This window comes from Psychrobacter arcticus 273-4, from assembly GCF_000012305.1.
Classification (GTDB): Bacteria; Pseudomonadota; Gammaproteobacteria; order Pseudomonadales; family Moraxellaceae; genus Psychrobacter; species Psychrobacter arcticus.
On sequence record NC_007204.1, the window covers coordinates 991,503 to 1,008,062 of the forward strand.

16 protein-coding genes are annotated in these 16,560 nt (G+C 43.4%); 7 read left to right on the forward strand and 9 right to left on the reverse strand.

Annotated features, from left to right (window positions below):
* Positions 1-11: 11 nt before the first annotated feature.
* The 3 genes from PSYC_RS11795 (at position 12) to PSYC_RS04300 (ending at position 2,254) form a co-directional block, all read left to right on the forward strand.
* Positions 12-140: a PQQ-dependent sugar dehydrogenase gene (locus PSYC_RS11795; protein ID WP_011280104.1), complete on the forward strand. Its 129-nt coding sequence runs from the start codon at positions 12-14 to the stop codon at positions 138-140.
* Between the two features lie 7 nt (positions 141-147).
* On the forward strand, positions 148-429 hold the full coding sequence (locus PSYC_RS11910) for a PQQ-dependent sugar dehydrogenase (RefSeq protein ID WP_264622173.1): 282 nt from the start codon (positions 148-150) through the stop codon (positions 427-429).
* A 172-nt stretch (positions 430-601) separates the two neighbouring features.
* Positions 602-2,254, forward strand: coding sequence for a BCCT family transporter (locus PSYC_RS04300; protein ID WP_011280106.1), 1,653 nt, complete (start codon positions 602-604; stop codon positions 2,252-2,254).
* A 156-nt stretch (positions 2,255-2,410) separates the two neighbouring features.
* Here the strand turns inward: PSYC_RS04300 and PSYC_RS04305 are convergent, their stop codons facing one another.
* The 7 genes from PSYC_RS04305 to dnaQ all read right to left on the reverse strand — a co-directional run bounded on the left by PSYC_RS04305 (position 2,411) and on the right by dnaQ (position 11,041).
* Positions 2,411-2,767 (reverse strand): DUF3144 domain-containing protein, encoded by a 357-nt coding sequence (locus tag PSYC_RS04305; protein ID WP_011280107.1) that lies wholly within the window; start codon positions 2,765-2,767, stop codon positions 2,411-2,413.
* Between the two features lie 96 nt (positions 2,768-2,863).
* On the reverse strand, positions 2,864-4,030 hold the full coding sequence (gene metK / locus PSYC_RS04310; RefSeq protein WP_011280108.1) for a methionine adenosyltransferase: 1,167 nt from the start codon (positions 4,028-4,030) through the stop codon (positions 2,864-2,866).
* Positions 4,031-4,657: 627 nt separating this feature from the next.
* Positions 4,658-5,353: an endonuclease III gene (nth, locus tag PSYC_RS04315; protein WP_011280109.1), complete on the reverse strand. Its 696-nt coding sequence runs from the start codon at positions 5,351-5,353 to the stop codon at positions 4,658-4,660.
* Positions 5,354-5,394: 41 nt separating this feature from the next.
* On the reverse strand, positions 5,395-6,237 hold the full coding sequence (locus tag PSYC_RS04320) for an RnfABCDGE type electron transport complex subunit B (protein ID WP_011280110.1): 843 nt from the start codon (positions 6,235-6,237) through the stop codon (positions 5,395-5,397).
* A 230-nt stretch (positions 6,238-6,467) separates the two neighbouring features.
* The gene (gene nudC / locus PSYC_RS11995; protein WP_011280111.1) at positions 6,468-7,544 is read right to left on the reverse strand and encodes an NAD(+) diphosphatase; all 1,077 of its coding nucleotides are present in this window, start codon (positions 7,542-7,544) and stop codon (positions 6,468-6,470) included.
* Positions 7,545-7,624: 80 nt separating this feature from the next.
* Positions 7,625-9,307 (reverse strand): hypothetical protein, encoded by a 1,683-nt coding sequence (locus PSYC_RS04330; RefSeq protein ID WP_227500357.1) that lies wholly within the window; start codon positions 9,305-9,307, stop codon positions 7,625-7,627.
* Between the two features lie 150 nt (positions 9,308-9,457).
* Positions 9,458-11,041, reverse strand: coding sequence for a DNA polymerase III subunit epsilon (dnaQ, locus tag PSYC_RS04335; protein WP_011280113.1), 1,584 nt, complete (start codon positions 11,039-11,041; stop codon positions 9,458-9,460).
* Positions 11,042-11,455: 414 nt separating this feature from the next.
* On the opposite strand from dnaQ, the gene PSYC_RS04340 reads away from it, so the two are divergent.
* Both PSYC_RS04340 and PSYC_RS04345 read left to right on the forward strand, forming a co-directional pair.
* Complete coding sequence (locus PSYC_RS04340) at positions 11,456-12,013, forward strand: hypothetical protein (protein ID WP_011280114.1); 558 nt, start codon at positions 11,456-11,458, stop codon at positions 12,011-12,013.
* Between the two features lie 104 nt (positions 12,014-12,117).
* The gene (locus PSYC_RS04345; protein WP_011280115.1) at positions 12,118-12,423 is read left to right on the forward strand and encodes a hypothetical protein; all 306 of its coding nucleotides are present in this window, start codon (positions 12,118-12,120) and stop codon (positions 12,421-12,423) included.
* Positions 12,424-12,569: 146 nt separating this feature from the next.
* Here PSYC_RS04345 and PSYC_RS04350 read toward each other — a convergent pair whose 3' ends face one another.
* Positions 12,570-13,073 carry a YkvA family protein gene (locus PSYC_RS04350; protein ID WP_011280116.1) on the reverse strand — a complete coding sequence of 168 codons (504 nt, stop codon included), beginning with the start codon at positions 13,071-13,073 and terminating at the stop codon, positions 12,570-12,572.
* A gap of 115 nt (positions 13,074-13,188) precedes the next feature.
* Here PSYC_RS04350 and PSYC_RS04355 point away from each other — a divergent pair, with 115 nt between their 5' ends.
* Together PSYC_RS04355 and arfB are read left to right on the forward strand one after the other, a co-directional pair.
* The gene (locus tag PSYC_RS04355; protein WP_011280117.1) at positions 13,189-14,433 is read left to right on the forward strand and encodes an LD-carboxypeptidase; all 1,245 of its coding nucleotides are present in this window, start codon (positions 13,189-13,191) and stop codon (positions 14,431-14,433) included.
* A 201-nt stretch (positions 14,434-14,634) separates the two neighbouring features.
* Entirely contained in the window at positions 14,635-15,048 is a 414-nt protein-coding gene (arfB, locus tag PSYC_RS04360) for an alternative ribosome rescue aminoacyl-tRNA hydrolase ArfB (protein ID WP_011280118.1), read from the forward strand.
* Positions 15,049-15,262: 214 nt separating this feature from the next.
* Here arfB and PSYC_RS04365 read toward each other — a convergent pair whose 3' ends face one another.
* On the reverse strand, positions 15,263-16,462 hold the full coding sequence (locus PSYC_RS04365; protein WP_011280119.1) for a sugar transporter: 1,200 nt from the start codon (positions 16,460-16,462) through the stop codon (positions 15,263-15,265).
* Positions 16,463-16,560 lie beyond the last annotated feature (98 nt).

Below are 16,560 nucleotides of genomic sequence, written 5' to 3' on the forward strand. Positions count from 1 at the left end.
GTAGGCAGTATATGAGCGCGCCAAACCTACAGTCGATTACTCCCATTTGGCAGCAGACGCCAAAGGTAGACGGGCAAGGGCATTATAGCCACCGTTTATTATTCTCTCCTGATGGGCAAAATAATACGGCTAAATGCTGATGGCTCCATGCCAACGGATAATCCATTTGCGAATAGTAATGACATCGCCGCCGGTCATATCTCCCTCATCGATCAGCATCTATTCGACTGGTACACATACCGATTTTCCGGCATGGCATGGCATGGCAATGCGCTGATCAGTGGCTTATCCTCCAAAGCGCTAATCGTGGTTAGGTTTGATGAAAATAATGGCGCTTCGGAACGATATCGCTATGATATGGGAGAGCGTATTCGGAGCGTGTTAAATGTAGAGGGGCAGGTTTGGGTTTTAGAAGATGGTAGCGAATGAATACAGAAACAGCTATCCAAATTTCTAGGGTTTTGCGGCATTGTGGTTTGTGCTACCAGATAGTTTCTTATTTATGTCTATCAATGAGAAAATGGTAAATACTTAATTAAATTTGATAGTTGGCAGGTATCTTGTTAAGGTGGCCTTCCTAAAAACTAAGGCTAACAAACAAATGAATCATGTAAAAGTTGGCAGGTTAGGCCCTTTTCCACGGGTAAGCAAACCTGTGTTTATTACTTCAGCGTTACTTATCGTTGGATTTATCATCTTTGGCACTTTTTTCACTGAAACCGCTGGCGCGCTATTTAGTTTTTTACAAAATTTTATCACGGATAAGTTCGGCTGGATGTTTATTATATTAATGAACGTGGCGCTGGTCTTTTGTATTTATCTAGCGGCGAGCCGTTACGGTGATATTCGTTTGGGTCAACAAACAGAGAAGCCGCAGTACAGTCTTTTTTCGTGGATCGGCATGTTGTTCTCTGCTGGTATCGGTATTGGACTGGTGTATTGGGGAACGGCTGAGCCCCTATACCACTTTATGGCACCACCACTAGGTGAAGCTGAAACAGTAGAAGCTGCCAAGCAGGCTATGAGCATCTCATTTTTGCATTGGGGATTACATGCTTGGGCGATTTATACCATAGTGGCATTGGCACTGGCTTATTTCCACTTTCGCCGTGGACTGCCGTTATCGATTCGCTCGACGTTATATCCGCTATTAGGCGAAAAAATATATGGCCGCTGGGGTCATGCGGTTGACATCCTAGCCGTATTCGGGACGATGTTTGGTGTGGTAACTTCCTTAGGTCTAGGAGTTATGCAAATCAATTCAGGTCTTGAAAATTTATTTGGTATACCAAATTCTTTAACGGTACAGTTTATTATTATTGCCTTTGTGACTGCATTGGCCTGTGGCTCGTTGATGCTTGGGCTTGATAAAGGTATCAAGCGCTTGAGTGATATCAATATGGGTTTTACAGGTGTGCTCTTGGCCTTTATGGTTATTTTAGGGCCAACCTTATTCATTTTTGATAGTTTTATAGAAAACATCGGTAATTACATAGTCGCTATGGTGCCCTTATCAACATGGGGAGAAGCTTATGGTAATACAGACTGGCAGAGTGGTTGGACGATTTTCTATTGGGCATGGTGGGTAAGTTGGGCACCATTTGTAGGGGTATTTATTGCGCGTATCTCTCGTGGTCGTACCATCCGTGAGTTTGTATTGGGCGTGCTGTTGATTCCAATGTTGATTTTGTTTTTCTGGTTCACCACTTTCGGTGGTGTCGCTATTCATATGGAACTTTTAGCTGCTCTTGATCCGGCTATAGCCAGTCCGGGATTGGTAGAAGCAGTACAGGCAGATACGGGTAGTGCTATTTTTAAACTGGTTGAGTACTATCCATTCGCGAAACCAATTACTTTTCTTGTCGTTATTATGATTGTCTTATGGTTCGTGACCTCATCGGATTCAGCCAGTTTTGTTATCGACATGCTGACGGCTGGTGGCGATATCAATCCACCCAAAATCCAACGCTTATTTTGGGCGTTGATGGAAGGTTTGATTGCAGCTATATTGTTAGCAGCAGGCGGACTGGGCGCATTGCAAGCAGCCGCTATTGTAGCTGGACTGCCATTTGCTTTGGTTATATTTGTCATGATGTATGCGTTACTTCGGGGCTTAAGTCGAGATCGATTGATACTGTATCGAGCTCAACAGCACTTTATTACCGAAGAGTCGGCAGATCATAACTCAGCCAATGAGTTTGCTGATGAGCACTTGCTCACAGATCCCTCTGCTATTGAAAAGCCTGAAGGTTAAAGGTTTTTTGGACAATGTTTAAATAATACTGAAGTTAAAAATTAACTTAAAAACCCCAAGCTTACTATTAAGCTTGGGGTTTCGTTTTAATTGCTCAGAGGTACTTTCTACTACTAGAGAAGCTCAGATAAATTTCAACAACTAAGCATTACCGTTTTATTTAGTAGGCTTGTCATCTTGATTAAGCTGAATATACTTATCAAAGTTCTGTGCATAATCTGTCAAGTTATCGCTTAGCATTTGGCGATATTGTTTGGTATAAAATTCGACAATATCGTCTTTTTCTTTGGCGAAATCATCACCTTTTACAAAGCCGATAGAGGCAACAGATGCGCTATAACGTGCCGCGGAATAAAGCAGTGAAGCACCTACTTGACCTGAATGTGCATCAGGCCCCAATTGACTGTTTGCCACACCAATAATGGCATCTGCACGTTGATAAAACGCCTGCATTTCAGGGGTGATTTCAAGACTTGCATCAATCTCATTGTTTTGAGCGTTCTCTTGAGACATAAGCGACTCCTAATAATGGTAGGTAAATTTAAATGTATCACAGCAGTCTAATAACTGGATAAGATAATAGGAACAAAAAGGGTTTCAGTAAAAATTTTATAAACCAGCATCCGCTTTTAAAATTTCAGCTTTGTCTATTTTTTCCCACGTAAAGGCAGTTTCAGAACCTTGGCGCCCAAAATGTCCAAAACTAGCCGTTTGCTGATACATCGGCTGCAATAAATTTAGCATACGAGTGATACCATACGGACGTAGATCAAAATGCGTACGAATCAGGCGAATGATTTCATCGTTGCTGATTTTGTTAGTACCAAAAGTGTTAATCGAAATCGAAGTCGGTTCAGCAACGCCAATGGCATAGCTCACTTGTACTTCACAGCGATCTGCAATACCAGCAGCGACGATGTTCTTAGCCACATAACGCACCGCATAAGCAGCACTGCGATCTACTTTTGAAGGATCTTTACCACTAAATGCGCCACCGCCATGACGCGCCATACCACCATAAGTATCAACGATAATCTTACGACCGGTCAGTCCTGCGTCGCCGACAGGCCCACCGATGACGAATTTGCCAGTCGGATTGATATGATAACGTGTACCAGCATGTAGCAGTTCTGCTGGCAGTACTTGTTTGATAATCGACTCCATGATCGCTTCTTGTAAATCGGCTTGCGAGATACTTGGATCATGCTGCGTAGATAAGACGACCGCATCAATAGCAACGGGTTTACTACCGTCATATTTAAGGGTGATTTGTGCTTTGGCATCTGGACGCAACCAAGGTAGCTCGCCTGCGCGGCGCAGCTCAGACTGACGCTCCATCAAGCGATGAGCATACTCGATAGGGGCGGGCATCAAGACTTCGGTCTCATTGCTGGCATAGCCAAACATCAAACCTTGGTCGCCTGCACCTTGTTCTTCAGGATCAGCGCGGTCAACACCTTGAGCAATTTCAGGAGATTGCTTGCCGAGCATGTTGATTACGGCGCATGTTTCGCCATCAAAGCCTAAGTCTGAATGATGATAACCAATGCCGTTGACTGTATCACGCACGATGCGCTCAACGTCGATATTTGCTGTGGTGGTGATTTCGCCTGCTAGTATGACAGCACCTGTCTTAACCAGCGTTTCGCACGCCACACGGGCATGTAAATCTTGGCGTAGAATGGCATCAAGGATAGCATCTGATATTTGGTCAGCCATTTTGTCAGGATGACCTTCGCTCACAGACTCTGAGGTAAATAAGTTATATTCGCGCATAATAGGATCGCTTAATTGAATCAGTAAAAATAGGAAAAAGCATAACGTCTGGGCGCTGCTTTAATTGGTATTGGCCGAACAATGTATTGCTCGGTGATTAATTGGTACTACTCAATTCACATATTCACAAATGCATGTGTTATATAGATTCAGATAAAACACGGATTTGGATAAATCATATGGGGTAAGGCTAAGACGGCGATAGCTTCGCGTTGTACTATGTCGCGTTGTACTATGTCGTGTTGTACTATATCGTATTGTTAGCTGGTAACGTGTTTCAAGCTGTCGCCAATCACACGCCTATCACCTGATTGTCAGCAGGATCAACAATCTGACGTACTTGCCTAAAAATACGCTTATTCTAACTCGAAACGCAATAAAACTCTAGTGAGCTGCGCTTGTTCTATTATGAGTAATGCTCAATCATGACATTATTATAATTTAGCATCAGTATATCTATAGTCGGTGAAAAGTAATATCGATACAACAGGTACTACTGGTGCAAATTTTTCTTGCTTGCTGTGCCTACGCAGACAGAGGCTGCAAAAAATTTACACCAGCAATACGGTAGCGACTTTAAAGTATTTCAACTATATTGATGCGCTTTGGGATTATTATCCGCTCATATCACAACTCTAAAAACGCCGCTTTGTCTTTAAACATACATTCGTCATAAACAGGGCAAGCACCGCATTTTGGCGTCCGTGCTTGACACGTATAGCGTCCGTGCAAAATCAGATAATGGTGGGCATCCACGATATAGTCATCTGGAATACGCTCGACCAGCTTATTTTCAACGATTAAAACGTTTTTGCCAGTGGCAAGCCCAGTACGATTGCCCACTCGGAAAATATGCGTATCGACTGCCATGGTTGGTTGACCAAAGGCGGTATTTAAGACCACGTTTGCCGTCTTGCGACCAACACCGGCAAGCGATTCTAAGTCTTTGCGATTGTCAGGGACGGTACTATCAAATTTTTCTATAAGATCGCGGCAGGTTTTGATAACGTTTTTAGCTTTAGCATTGAACAAGCCTATATTCTTAATATACGCTTTAAGTCCTTCTTCGCCTAAAGCGAGTATCGCCTCAGGCGTATTCGCTACCGGATAGAGTTGATCGGTGGCAATATTGACGCTGATGTCGGTTGCTTGTGCTGATAAAATTACTGCGATAAGTAGCTCAAAATTGCTACCATAATTTAGCTCAGTGACGGGCTCGTCAATCGTCGCTGCCAATTTTTCAAAAAATGGACGTATGTCACGATTGGGCATGCGCCTCGATGGTGGGGTATCAGCTGTTTTATGTTTGACGGTTTTACTCATAGTGTTTTCACTATCGTTATTCGCTATTATTTTATTGATTATTAAAGGTGTGAAAGCTCTGTTTGCAATGCAGTAAGCTCTGCTTGTTTACTGTCATTTGCTCGCACGCTAAGCTGCTTTTCCAGCTTTTTAATTTTAGTACGCAGCTTGGCAGCGGCAATGGTGTTTTTAGCTTGTTCTTCACTGATGTTTAAAGACAGACTGGTGGCATTGTTGAGCTTTGCTTCTACCATGCTGACCACGGGTCTGCTATTGCTGCTATCCGCAAGTTGTTCGCTGACACGATTTAAATGGGTATGGTAGCGCTGCCTTAAATCATCCTGCTCAAGCGTGCGCTCAGGCATCGAAAGCGTGAGCTCAACCGTGACCAAATCGATGCAATCAACAGGACAGGGCGCGATACAAAGCTCACAGCCTGTACACAAGTCGGTGAAAATAGTATGCATGTGCTTACCAGTACCAACGATGGCATCAACTGGACAAGCAGGAATACATTTGGTACAGCCAATGCAATCATCTTCACGAATGACGGCGCGCACTTCAACAGGACGCTGAGAATGGCTATCTAGTGGCCATTTTGAAGACTCAGCGCTTAGTGTGGTTATATCAGCATTGATAATCTGCGCAATAGTATCAGTCACTGGCTGACCACCCGGCACACATTTATTATGTGGCTCATTATCTAGCGCGATAGCGACTGCATAGGGTAGGCAGCCATCTGCATGATCGCAAAGACCACACTGCGTTTGCGGTAGGCTGGCATCAATGCGCGTGATCTTTTCCTGAATATCAGCAGGTAAGCGCTCTATATCCAAAGTATCGAACAAGATTGGTAGATTGGTTAGACGGATGTGACTACTATTTTTACTAGTGGTGCTGTGCATGTGCTTTAAGACCTTCATATCAGTGCTAAGCGCTCTGAGTACTGATATTAAAATAAATGGAATAATGGCGATATTGCTGAATTGAGATCATATAGTCGGTGAAAAGTAATATCGATACAACACGTACTACTGGTGCAAATTTTTCTTGCTTGCTGTGCCTACGCAGACAGAGGCTGCAAAAAATTTACACCAGTAGTACTATAGCGACTTTAAAGTATTTCAACTATAGATTAAAGCGAGATACCTTGCTCATTGGCAATTTGGGTAATCAGCTCATAAGCAATGCTACCTTTAAAGGGTATCTTTGGCAGCTTTGATAGATCAAAAAACTGGGCATGTGACAGCTCGTCTTCTTGTATAACGATATCACCCCCAGCGTAAGATGCTCGAAAACCAAGCATTAAATTAGAGGGAAATGGCCATGGTTGACTGCTCACATAGTGAATATCTGACAAACTAAGACCCACTTCTTCTGCCACCTCGCGTACCACCGCATGCTCTAAGCTTTCACCGACTTCTACGAAGCCTGCAATCAAACCGTATAGTAACGGTTGCGGCGACTGTGATAAATGAGCTGCTGTTTTTTGTTGCCCATGCCGATGATGATGGGCCAATAAAATTTGCATTTCACCCGTTTGCGGGTTGAGTCGAGTAATAGCGGTAATGACGCAGGGCTGTACGCGAGGATACTGACGCAATTGGCAAACGTCACAAACCATCGCGCGCTCACCGCATTTGGCAGCTATGGTGGGCGCGGCGCAGCGACTACAAAACCGTGTGTCCGCCTGCCAACGTAATAGCTGTATGGCTTGGCTAAGCTGAGCAGCTAATGTTATGGGCAGCTGCGTGATAAGCTGCCGATAAGGTATAAAAGCGTTCAAGCTGCTCTGAGAGTTGCTATGGCTAATACCGCTATTTTCTACGTCGCTACTGTCTAATAAGTCACTACTGCCTAATAAGTCACTACTGCCTAATAAGTCACTACTGCCTAATAAGTCACTACTGCCTAATAAGTCACTACTGTCTAAAATGCTAGGCAAGGCAATATTATGTGCTATTGCATAATCATCAGTGATGGCGCGGCTGGCTCGTACAGTAATGGCATTAGCGTTATCAGTATTATCTACATCACTAGGTAGCCAGCTATTTGGCGCTAAGCTGTCAAATAATGTAACCTGTCCCAATTGATAAGCTTGCTCACTACTGACATCGGAGTGTGGTAGCTGAACTTGCAAAGGCCACCAGCCATTAGGCGTTTGACGACATAAGATCGTTTCATCAGATAGGACAAAGGCACAGGTCATCATGTAGATTTCCAAACGGTCAGAGACAAGCTCATATCAGTGCCGATATAAGCTTGTCTCTATATAAATATTTAAATGAATGATTAAGCGGCAAGCAATTGGCTTAAGCTATGTTGCCCAACATCCAATGCTCGTTTGCTGACAAGGCGATTGTTTTCGAAACCGTCTAGATGATAGTCAACTGCCATCATAACATCAGCGATATAAGCCAAGGTGCCATCATCAATACGGCTACCGCTGTGGATACGCTGCTGCAAATAACTTGCCAGTTGACTGAACATACTGGCAGGCGTTGGCAATTGTAAGAAGCGCACCGCACCGCTCACTTGACGCAACATTTCAGGGATGTTTTTAATATTAAGAATATCGCGCTCAGGCTCTGCGAGATAGTCATTGATCGCTTGTTCAGCACTGGCAATCGCCGTACGACTCTCTTCTATCAAGGTATCATAAGCGGTATTGATCTGATGTAGTGAGATATGCGGATTGTTCAACGGCAGATAAATCGCACCTGGAGTATGCATCTCAGCCATGGCGATAGTCGCGTTTTCTGCATGCATGAGTGTCAATAATAAATGATCGCAATCTTCTGGAGTAGGCGCGCGCCAGTTGCTGACCGCTTCTGCCGCTTTGGTAAGGCTATTGGCCGCATTAGATAGACCGAGCAGATGTAAGGAAGAGCTTAAAGTGGTCAACCCTTCAATGATTTGCGAGGTCTGCAGGTCGACTGGATTGATTGAATCACCACGGGCATAGCTATCGACATTTTCTTTAATCGTATTGATTTGGGTCTGGATAATGGTATTCAAAGTATCCATTAAATCACGGTTTGGACCAAACAGGAAGCGCTCCATCTGCTGACGTTGTGGGCCTTCTAACTGGTTGGCGGCATATTGCTCACGCAGCATTTTTGCCGCTTCAGTATCACGCTGTCCGGCAAAACTGACCAAATCAGCAAAACGCGTATCCATCACTGGCAGATAGTTTTGGAACTGCTGTTCGACATAAATAAGTGTGTGTTTTTGACTGATATTAAGTGGCAGGATGGTTGCAATATCAGTGACTGCTGCCGATGCGGCTTGCCAAAATAGACTGCTGGTATTTGCCGCTATCAAAGCACAGGCGGCCGACATGGCATCCAATTTTTGCTGATCATCTTGGTTAATATTGCCATCCTGATTGATCATAATGACGCCAAGCCCACTACGATAAGCATAGGTCAATAATGCTTGATCAAGGTTGAGCTCATTTAGCGGCTGAAAATTCTTTTCAGGGTTGGCGATAATGATGCTACTACTACCAAAAGCAGAAAAATGATCAGCAGCAATAGGCGCTATTTGGCTATGAGCATTGAGCTTATTAATGATTGGCAGTAATAAGGTAGGCTCTATCGATTCGGTCAACAGCACAAACTCAACATAACGATCAAGCGTCATGATGGCTTCGGAGAGGTCCATAATTAAGTCAATATTGCTGTTGTCGCCACTGTCATAAAGCTGCTTCAATCCGTGTACAATCGCATTATTAAGTGCTTCTGCATCCACCAAAGATATCAGCTTAAAAATACAAGAAAGCTGTTTTAATACAATAATAGAGTCTAGTAATAATGGCGCTTGGCTATTGTCATCATTAAATTCGCCCAAATGAATCTCAGTATCTTTAAGTATAACAGTGATCTCATCGTGCAATAAGTGCAGCGATGGCAAATTGAAGTCAGTAACACTAAGCGTTGGCGCGGTCAATTTTATTTGCGTAGAGTGATTCATAATTATTTTTTCCATAAGATACTGACGAAAATGGCAAATGGTTAGACGGTAAATTAAAAAATGGCGCTAGATAATGTTTTAATTTTTAGCGTGATAATAATCAAGACTATATTCTCTAATAGCCAATATAAGAAGCGATTTTAATGACTGTTACATTTTGGCTTTTAGCTCAGGATAGTCTTGTGCGAGCGACGCATACCAGCTTTGATTGGCGCTCTCATCAGTACTCGACTCAAGCAATAAAGCCGCTAAATTGGCAAAGCTAGCATGGGCAGTGTGTCCACCATCCGCTTGCGTGTCATCCTCAATCCCCAGTGTAACCTGCCCGCCGGTCATCGTCAGATATACTTCTGCTAAAATCTCTGAATCTAGTAATGCCCCGTGAAACGTACGGTCTTGCTTGCCCACATCTAAGCGACGTACGAGAGCGTCCAAGGTGTTCTTTTGTCCAGGATATTGCTGCTTTGCCATGACCAGCGAGTCTGTCACTCGCACCCGCTCAGCAAAGTCATGCATCCCAACCTTGGCAAACTCCATATTTAAGAAATTCATATCAAACGAGGCATTATGAGCGATGATTTCTGCACCGTCCATAAAGTCATAGAGCGATTGAGCGACTTGGTCAAAGGTTGGCTTGTCCGTTAAAAACGCTTCAGAGATACCATGAATGCGAATCACTTCTTCATCCATGCCACGCTGTGGATTGATATAGACATGGAGCTTTTCACCGGTGAATTTACGTCCGATCATCTCTACAATACCGACTTCGATAATGCGATCGCCTTTTAGCGGATCAAGACCTGTGGTCTCAGTGTCCATAATGAGCTGACGATCAGATTCATGACGATGGATAGGTTTAGGTAGCAGCGCTATAAAATAGGGATTGGCACGGCTAGTGTCACCATCGAATTTTGGCGTTTCATTTGCTATATCAGTGTCTATATCAGTGTCTATGTCGGACATATTAGGATTCATCGTGGTATCAGTCATAAAGGTATGGGCTTCCGGTATATCTGTATTAGATGTTTGGTAATGAAAGTCTTCTAATACTTGTCCATCTAACTGGGTTTTATCAAGCTCTTGGTCAACGTCTTCCTCAAGCTCATCATCCATCATATCAAAACCTAATGGATCAAAATTCAGCCAATCATCGCTGCTTGATGGCTTTTTATCAGCCGTTATTTGCTGTTTTTTTTTAATGTTATCTTGAGCGTCTCTTATCAAATATTCACTACGTGAGGTCACACCTAAGTTCGCCAGCTCGTCCGCTTTTTCATTGCCCGCATGTCCCGCATGACCTTTGACCCAATGCCAATCAACATCACGGTGTTGGCACAGCTCATCGAGTCGCTGCCATAGGTCTTGATTGGCGACGGGTTTTTTACTGGCCGTTTTCCAGCCTCTTTTTTTCCAACCTTCAATCCATTCAGTGATGCCTTTTTTGACATAGCTTGAATCTGTCCAAATCTCGAGGTTTTGCTCATGCGGACTATGGGTCAATGCTTGTATCGCACCCATCAGCTCCATACGATTATTGGTTGTTTCTTTATCGCCGCCATACAAATCTTGCGTACGTCCATCACTAAATATCAGGTGCGCGCCCCAGCCGCCAGCACCAGGATTGCCTTTACAAGCGCCATCAGTGTAGGCAACCGTTGTATCTGCTTTGGCAGCCAATGGGTTGATGGCGCTATTGGTCTTAAATGGTTGCACTGCACTGCGATTGTCTGACATAAAAATTTACTGACCTAATAAAGAATAAATACAGGGTATGGCGAAGCGACTTCACTCGTGTTTTGGGGAATAACTCGACCTGCCTATGCTGGGATTGAGTATAGCAAATCTAGCATTAATAGGGGCAGTTGCCATGTACAAAAACCCAAAAACAGATATCCTGATATAGTCGGTGAAAAGTAATATCGATACAACACGTATTGCTGGTGCAAATTTTTCTTGCTTGCTGTGCCTACGCAGACAGAGGCTGCAAAAAATTTACACCAGCAATACGGTAGCGACTTTAAAGTATTTCAACTATAGTAAGCTTATCGTTTTCTGTTAAAATAGGGCAGTTGTGAGGATTTGTCTAGCCAGACATTAACTATAATTCGTTTAACCAAAGCTTTTAATGCTCGAATGCAGGATCACCCTATGATGTCCTTACCCTCAAAACCCTCTTATAAAAACCTTAGCCATTTGATGATTGCTATGGCTGCGAGCAGTATGCTATTTTTGAGCGCTTGTAATGATAGCAATACTCAAGCCAATACCAAAAAGGTTGAGACTGTAGCAGATTTATCAATATTTGAAGGCTGCTATACCGTCAGTCATGATGAGCCTGCGCAAATAAAAGTCAGCCAGCAAGGTGGCGCGTGGGTTATGCAGATGAAAGAGCCTGCAAGTGCCAAGCGTGTTTGGGATGATGCTGAGCCATTAGAATTGATTGAAAATAGCGACATAGCACCGTTTTTCTCTATTGACCCTGATAATGTCGATGCGGTCATTGGTCGTCCGGATAGAGTGTTGGTACTGGCTCATGTCAAGCCTGTCTACGCCAATATCGATCCGCTACTTGATAGTGAGTATTTATCCTACATTTATCGCGGTGCGAATACTATTTACCGTGTCGAATGTGATGAGATTAATACCGATATTTTGGCCAATCCTCATGCTAATGTCGTCATTGATAATGTCAAAGAGAGCATTTAGTTAGGCGTCATTAGTCAGTATGACATACATGTGATTTGTGATAAAAAGTACTTTTTATAAATATAATCTTGTTATAAACCGTCATATTATTAGAGTCAGGCAATATGAATTTTTTTAGTTATGTGGTGTTGGGTGGGTTTTCTTACGCAGCTGGTTGGGCAATCAGAACCTATGTGCTCGATAAGCAGCCCAAACCTGAGCAGCCTTACAATCTAAAGCATCCTGCCATCCTAGCGTATCTAGGCGGGTTTTTTATTATTATGCTAATTGTTTCATGGCTTATTGGGCGCTACGTGCTTGGACACGCCAGCATTGATTTGCCGTTTATTGTCATAAACAGTCTGGTTGCAACCTTTGTCTATTCGTTCGGTCTTAATCCAGAAAAAGCCCGTTATGATGTGCCGGATTAATGACTTTCTGCACAGGTAAAATTAATAAAGATATCGTTAATCTAATACGAAGACAGGGTCAATGAATACCTCATTGACCCTGTCTTTATAACAAGTACTATAGAGAATTATTCTGGCTATATCGCTTAATAGAGATGACTAAACAGCTATGACGACTTTTTAGAATCTGCTTGGTTGTCTTCTGCTTTAGACTTTTCATCTTTACCTTCTTTTTCTGTACTCTTATCTTTATCTTCGAGCTTTTTATTGGTAGGCTTTGAGTCTTTATCTTCAGATGCGGTCTGTTTATCTTTCCAAGTTTGGTATTTTAACAAATCCTTTTTTATGAGCTTAAGACAAAATTTTAGTACCAACGCATCATCGACTTGACCGATAAAGGGTATAAAATCTGGAATAAGATCAATAGGGTTTATGACATATAGTAGACCAACCACTGCCGCTGAAATGGTTTTATAAGGGATATTACGATAGTTGCCTTGATAGTAGTCTTTTACTAAACTCATGAGGAGTAGTAAATCCTTGGTATAACGCTCAAGGCCGCGACCGTTTTCGAGTTGGTCGTTTATTCTGTCTTCTTTACCCAAGATGAGTTTAATACTATCCATCAGGCTTTTATTATCTTTCTCTTTCTCTTTCTCTTTGTCAGCCATTTTTATAATCCTTTTATATCAGTAAATATTTATGGTTTATTGCTATTAATCATCCTTTACTATAACAAGAGTAGCGACTTCATCCAAATAAGACAATGGTACAAAAGGTAAAATAATGACCAAGATATTTTCTGGGCTTAATCGTCGTCAGTTTTTACGTCAAGTCGGTATCAGTGCAGGGGCAGGGTTATTAGCGACCCAAAGCATCACTCAGACTCTGGCCTCTATTACCATTGATCAAGATACTAATAAACAGCTTACTAAAGACGACCTACCAACTGCGCTGACCGATGAGAGCTTACGATCACAACAAGCATCACACCCCGTATCGCGCGAGACGCTGCAACCACAAACAAGCTGTATCACACCAAGTATTGAGACGAGGCTTTTTGCCAGCTCCAATGTCGGTGGTAGTGACGAGCGCAATCAATTGGCATTAGATCGTCTGGCTTGTGCTGGTTTTAAGGTAGATAATCCTGCGATTACCAATCGGCAGTATTTACGTTTTGCGGGTACTGATTCGCAGCGAGCCAGTGATTTGCAAAATATGGCCACCGGTGCTATAGCTGCGCCAAAGCTACTATTGGGGGTGCGTGGTGGTTATGGTGCCATGCGTCTATTGCCGATGGTTGATTGGTCAACGCTGGGACGTATCATGAAGGAGCGTGGAACGATACTCGCAGGCTTTAGTGATGTGACCGCTATCCAGTGCGCATTATTGGCAAAAGGGGGTATGAGCTCGCTTGCCGCTCCGATGCTTTATAGCGAGTTTGGTAAAACCAAACCCGACCAAGTCAGCTGCCGACAGTTTGCACAAGCATTAACCAATCCTAATCTGGCTATCAGCATACGAGATGGGTCTTTAACCAGTCAGCATTTACCGAGTATTTTGACAAGTACTGAGCTGAAAACACTAACTGGCACTATTTGGGGCGGCAATCTGAGTGTGGTATCGGCGCTGGCAGGTAGTGAGTATTTACCACGTATTGACGGCGGTATTGTGTTCTTAGAAGATGTGGGCGAGCAAGCCTATCGTATTGAGCGTATGCTGTATGATTTGTATTTAGCAGGCATATTTAAGAATCAACAAGCGATTGTTTGTGGTGCATTATCGGGTGCAGGTGAGGACAGCTACGACAAGCGTTATGATGTGGCCACGGTGATTCGTCAACTGCAGAAGCTGACAGGATTGCCTATTTATAGCGGCATGCGCTTTGGTCATATTGGGCAAAAACACAGCTTTCCACTGGGGACGAGGTGTCAAATTAGCCCCGATACAGTGGGTGGCTATCAATTGGCATTTACTGATTACCCAACGATTAATGCCGACACCATTCATGTCGAAGGGTTGTGGCAATAAAACATATATCTATGAAAAGTTTTGCTGAGATAAGTTTTCTTTGCTTGCTGTGAGTCTCCGACAATACCGGGGCGGTTCACTTTAAGATAGATGGCAATATGGTTGATGCGCCAGTGATTGAGCAGCAATTGACTCAGTAGCGAGTAAGGAGATAATGGTTTATTATTCACCATACTTATCAGCTATTTAGAAAAGAATTTTATGATTTTTATCAGTAACAGCATTAGCCTGAATGATAGCGATGTCGAGATTAGCGCGATACGTGCGCAAGGCGCTGGTGGTCAAAACGTCAATAAAGTCTCCTCTGCTATTCATTTGCGCTTTGATATCAGTGCCTCAAGTTTAAGTGACATTAATAAGCAGCGACTGCTGGACAGTAAAGACAGCCGAATCACCAAAGAAGGCGTGCTAGTTATTAAAGCACAGCAATTTCGTACCCAAGAAGGCAATAAAATAGATGCCTTTGAGCGCTTACAGAGCTTTATCATAAAAGCCACTTACGTCAATAAAACCCGTAAGCCTACCAAACCGAGCCGAAATGCCAAGCGTAAACGCGTGGATCAAAAAACCCAGCGCGGCAAGACAAAAGCATTACGCGGTAAAGTGGATTTTTAATTATAGTCGGTGAACAGTAATATCGATACAACAGGTACTACTGGTGCAAATTTTTCTTGCTTGCTGTGCCTACGCAGACAGAGGCTGCAAAAAATTTACACCAGCAATACGGTAGCGACTTTAAAGTATTTCAACTATAGAATGATTTTAAACGTAAAATGCCAGCCCATTTAAGTGGCTAGCATTTTTTATACGCTTATTTATTATTAGCTTTTTAGCCGAGCCTCCTGCTGAGCTCAGGGAAGCGTTTTATCATCAATAGTATCAGGAGTAGTGCTGCACTGGCGATAGCTGCCCCTACATAGCCCACGCTTGATAACGAGAGATGGATCACGGCATAACCTCCAAACAAAGCCCCTGTACCAATCCCTAAGTTAATAATCCCTGAGAACATTGACATCAGCATGTCTTGCGCCTTGACGTCGACCATAATCACTTTGGCTTGCATAGAGACAATCAGCAGCATGAGTGCTGCGCCCCATAGTAAGGCAATCAAGCTGAGCGCCCATACCGAGGTGACGGCAAGTAATAGCGCAAGCATCGATACCAATATTAATATCATCGATATCAGCATCAATCTGGTATTAAAGTTATCACCCCAGCGACTGAATATCACACTGCCCAAAATGCCTGCCACACCAAATAATAGTAGTACAAAAGTCGCGGCGTTTTCACTGATTGCACCGACCTGACGCATAAAAGGTTCGATATAAGAGTAAGCGCTATAGTGTGCGGTAAAGACCAGCAAAATAAGCAGATACAGACTGACCAATAAAGGATTTTTAAGCAATGTTGGAATCTTTCTAAACGAGCCCTCAAACATACTTGGCAGGGTGGGTAATAGCCTTGCTTGCAAGATAAATACCACCAAAGCAACTGCGCCGATACCGCCAAAGGTTGCGCGCCAGCCAAACCATTGACCGACCAATCGCCCTAATGGTACGCCCAGTACCATTGCCAATGAAGTACCGGTCGCAAGCACACTGAGTGCCATTGCTTTTTTGCCTTTGGGTGCCACTCGTATGGCAATCGCCGCCGTGATTGACCAAAATATCGCATGCGATAGCGCAATCCCAACACGGCTGATGAGCAATACTTGGAAACTCCACGCAAATACTGATAACGCATGGCTGGCGATAAATACCGCAAACAAGGCTAAGAGCAAACGCTTCCGTTCAAATCGACTGGTCAGTAGCATCAGCGGCAACGACATGGCAGCGACAATCCACGCATAGAGCGTCAACATCCAGCCCGTTTCTGCCGTGGTAATAGCAAAGTCTTGCGCGATGTCACTTAATAGGGCGACTGGGACGAATTCGGTGGTATTCATGATAAAGGCGCTAACCCCCATCAAAAATACTTGAAAATATTGAGTTCGGCGAGCATCTGAGCTCACCTCAAGGTTATGTGTCATATGATCCAATGCAAATAAAGAAGGTGCTAATAGTGAAAATTAGCTGAAAAATGGGGTAATAAATATCAGGGATGTGTCAGAGTGGAGGGCAAGATAGC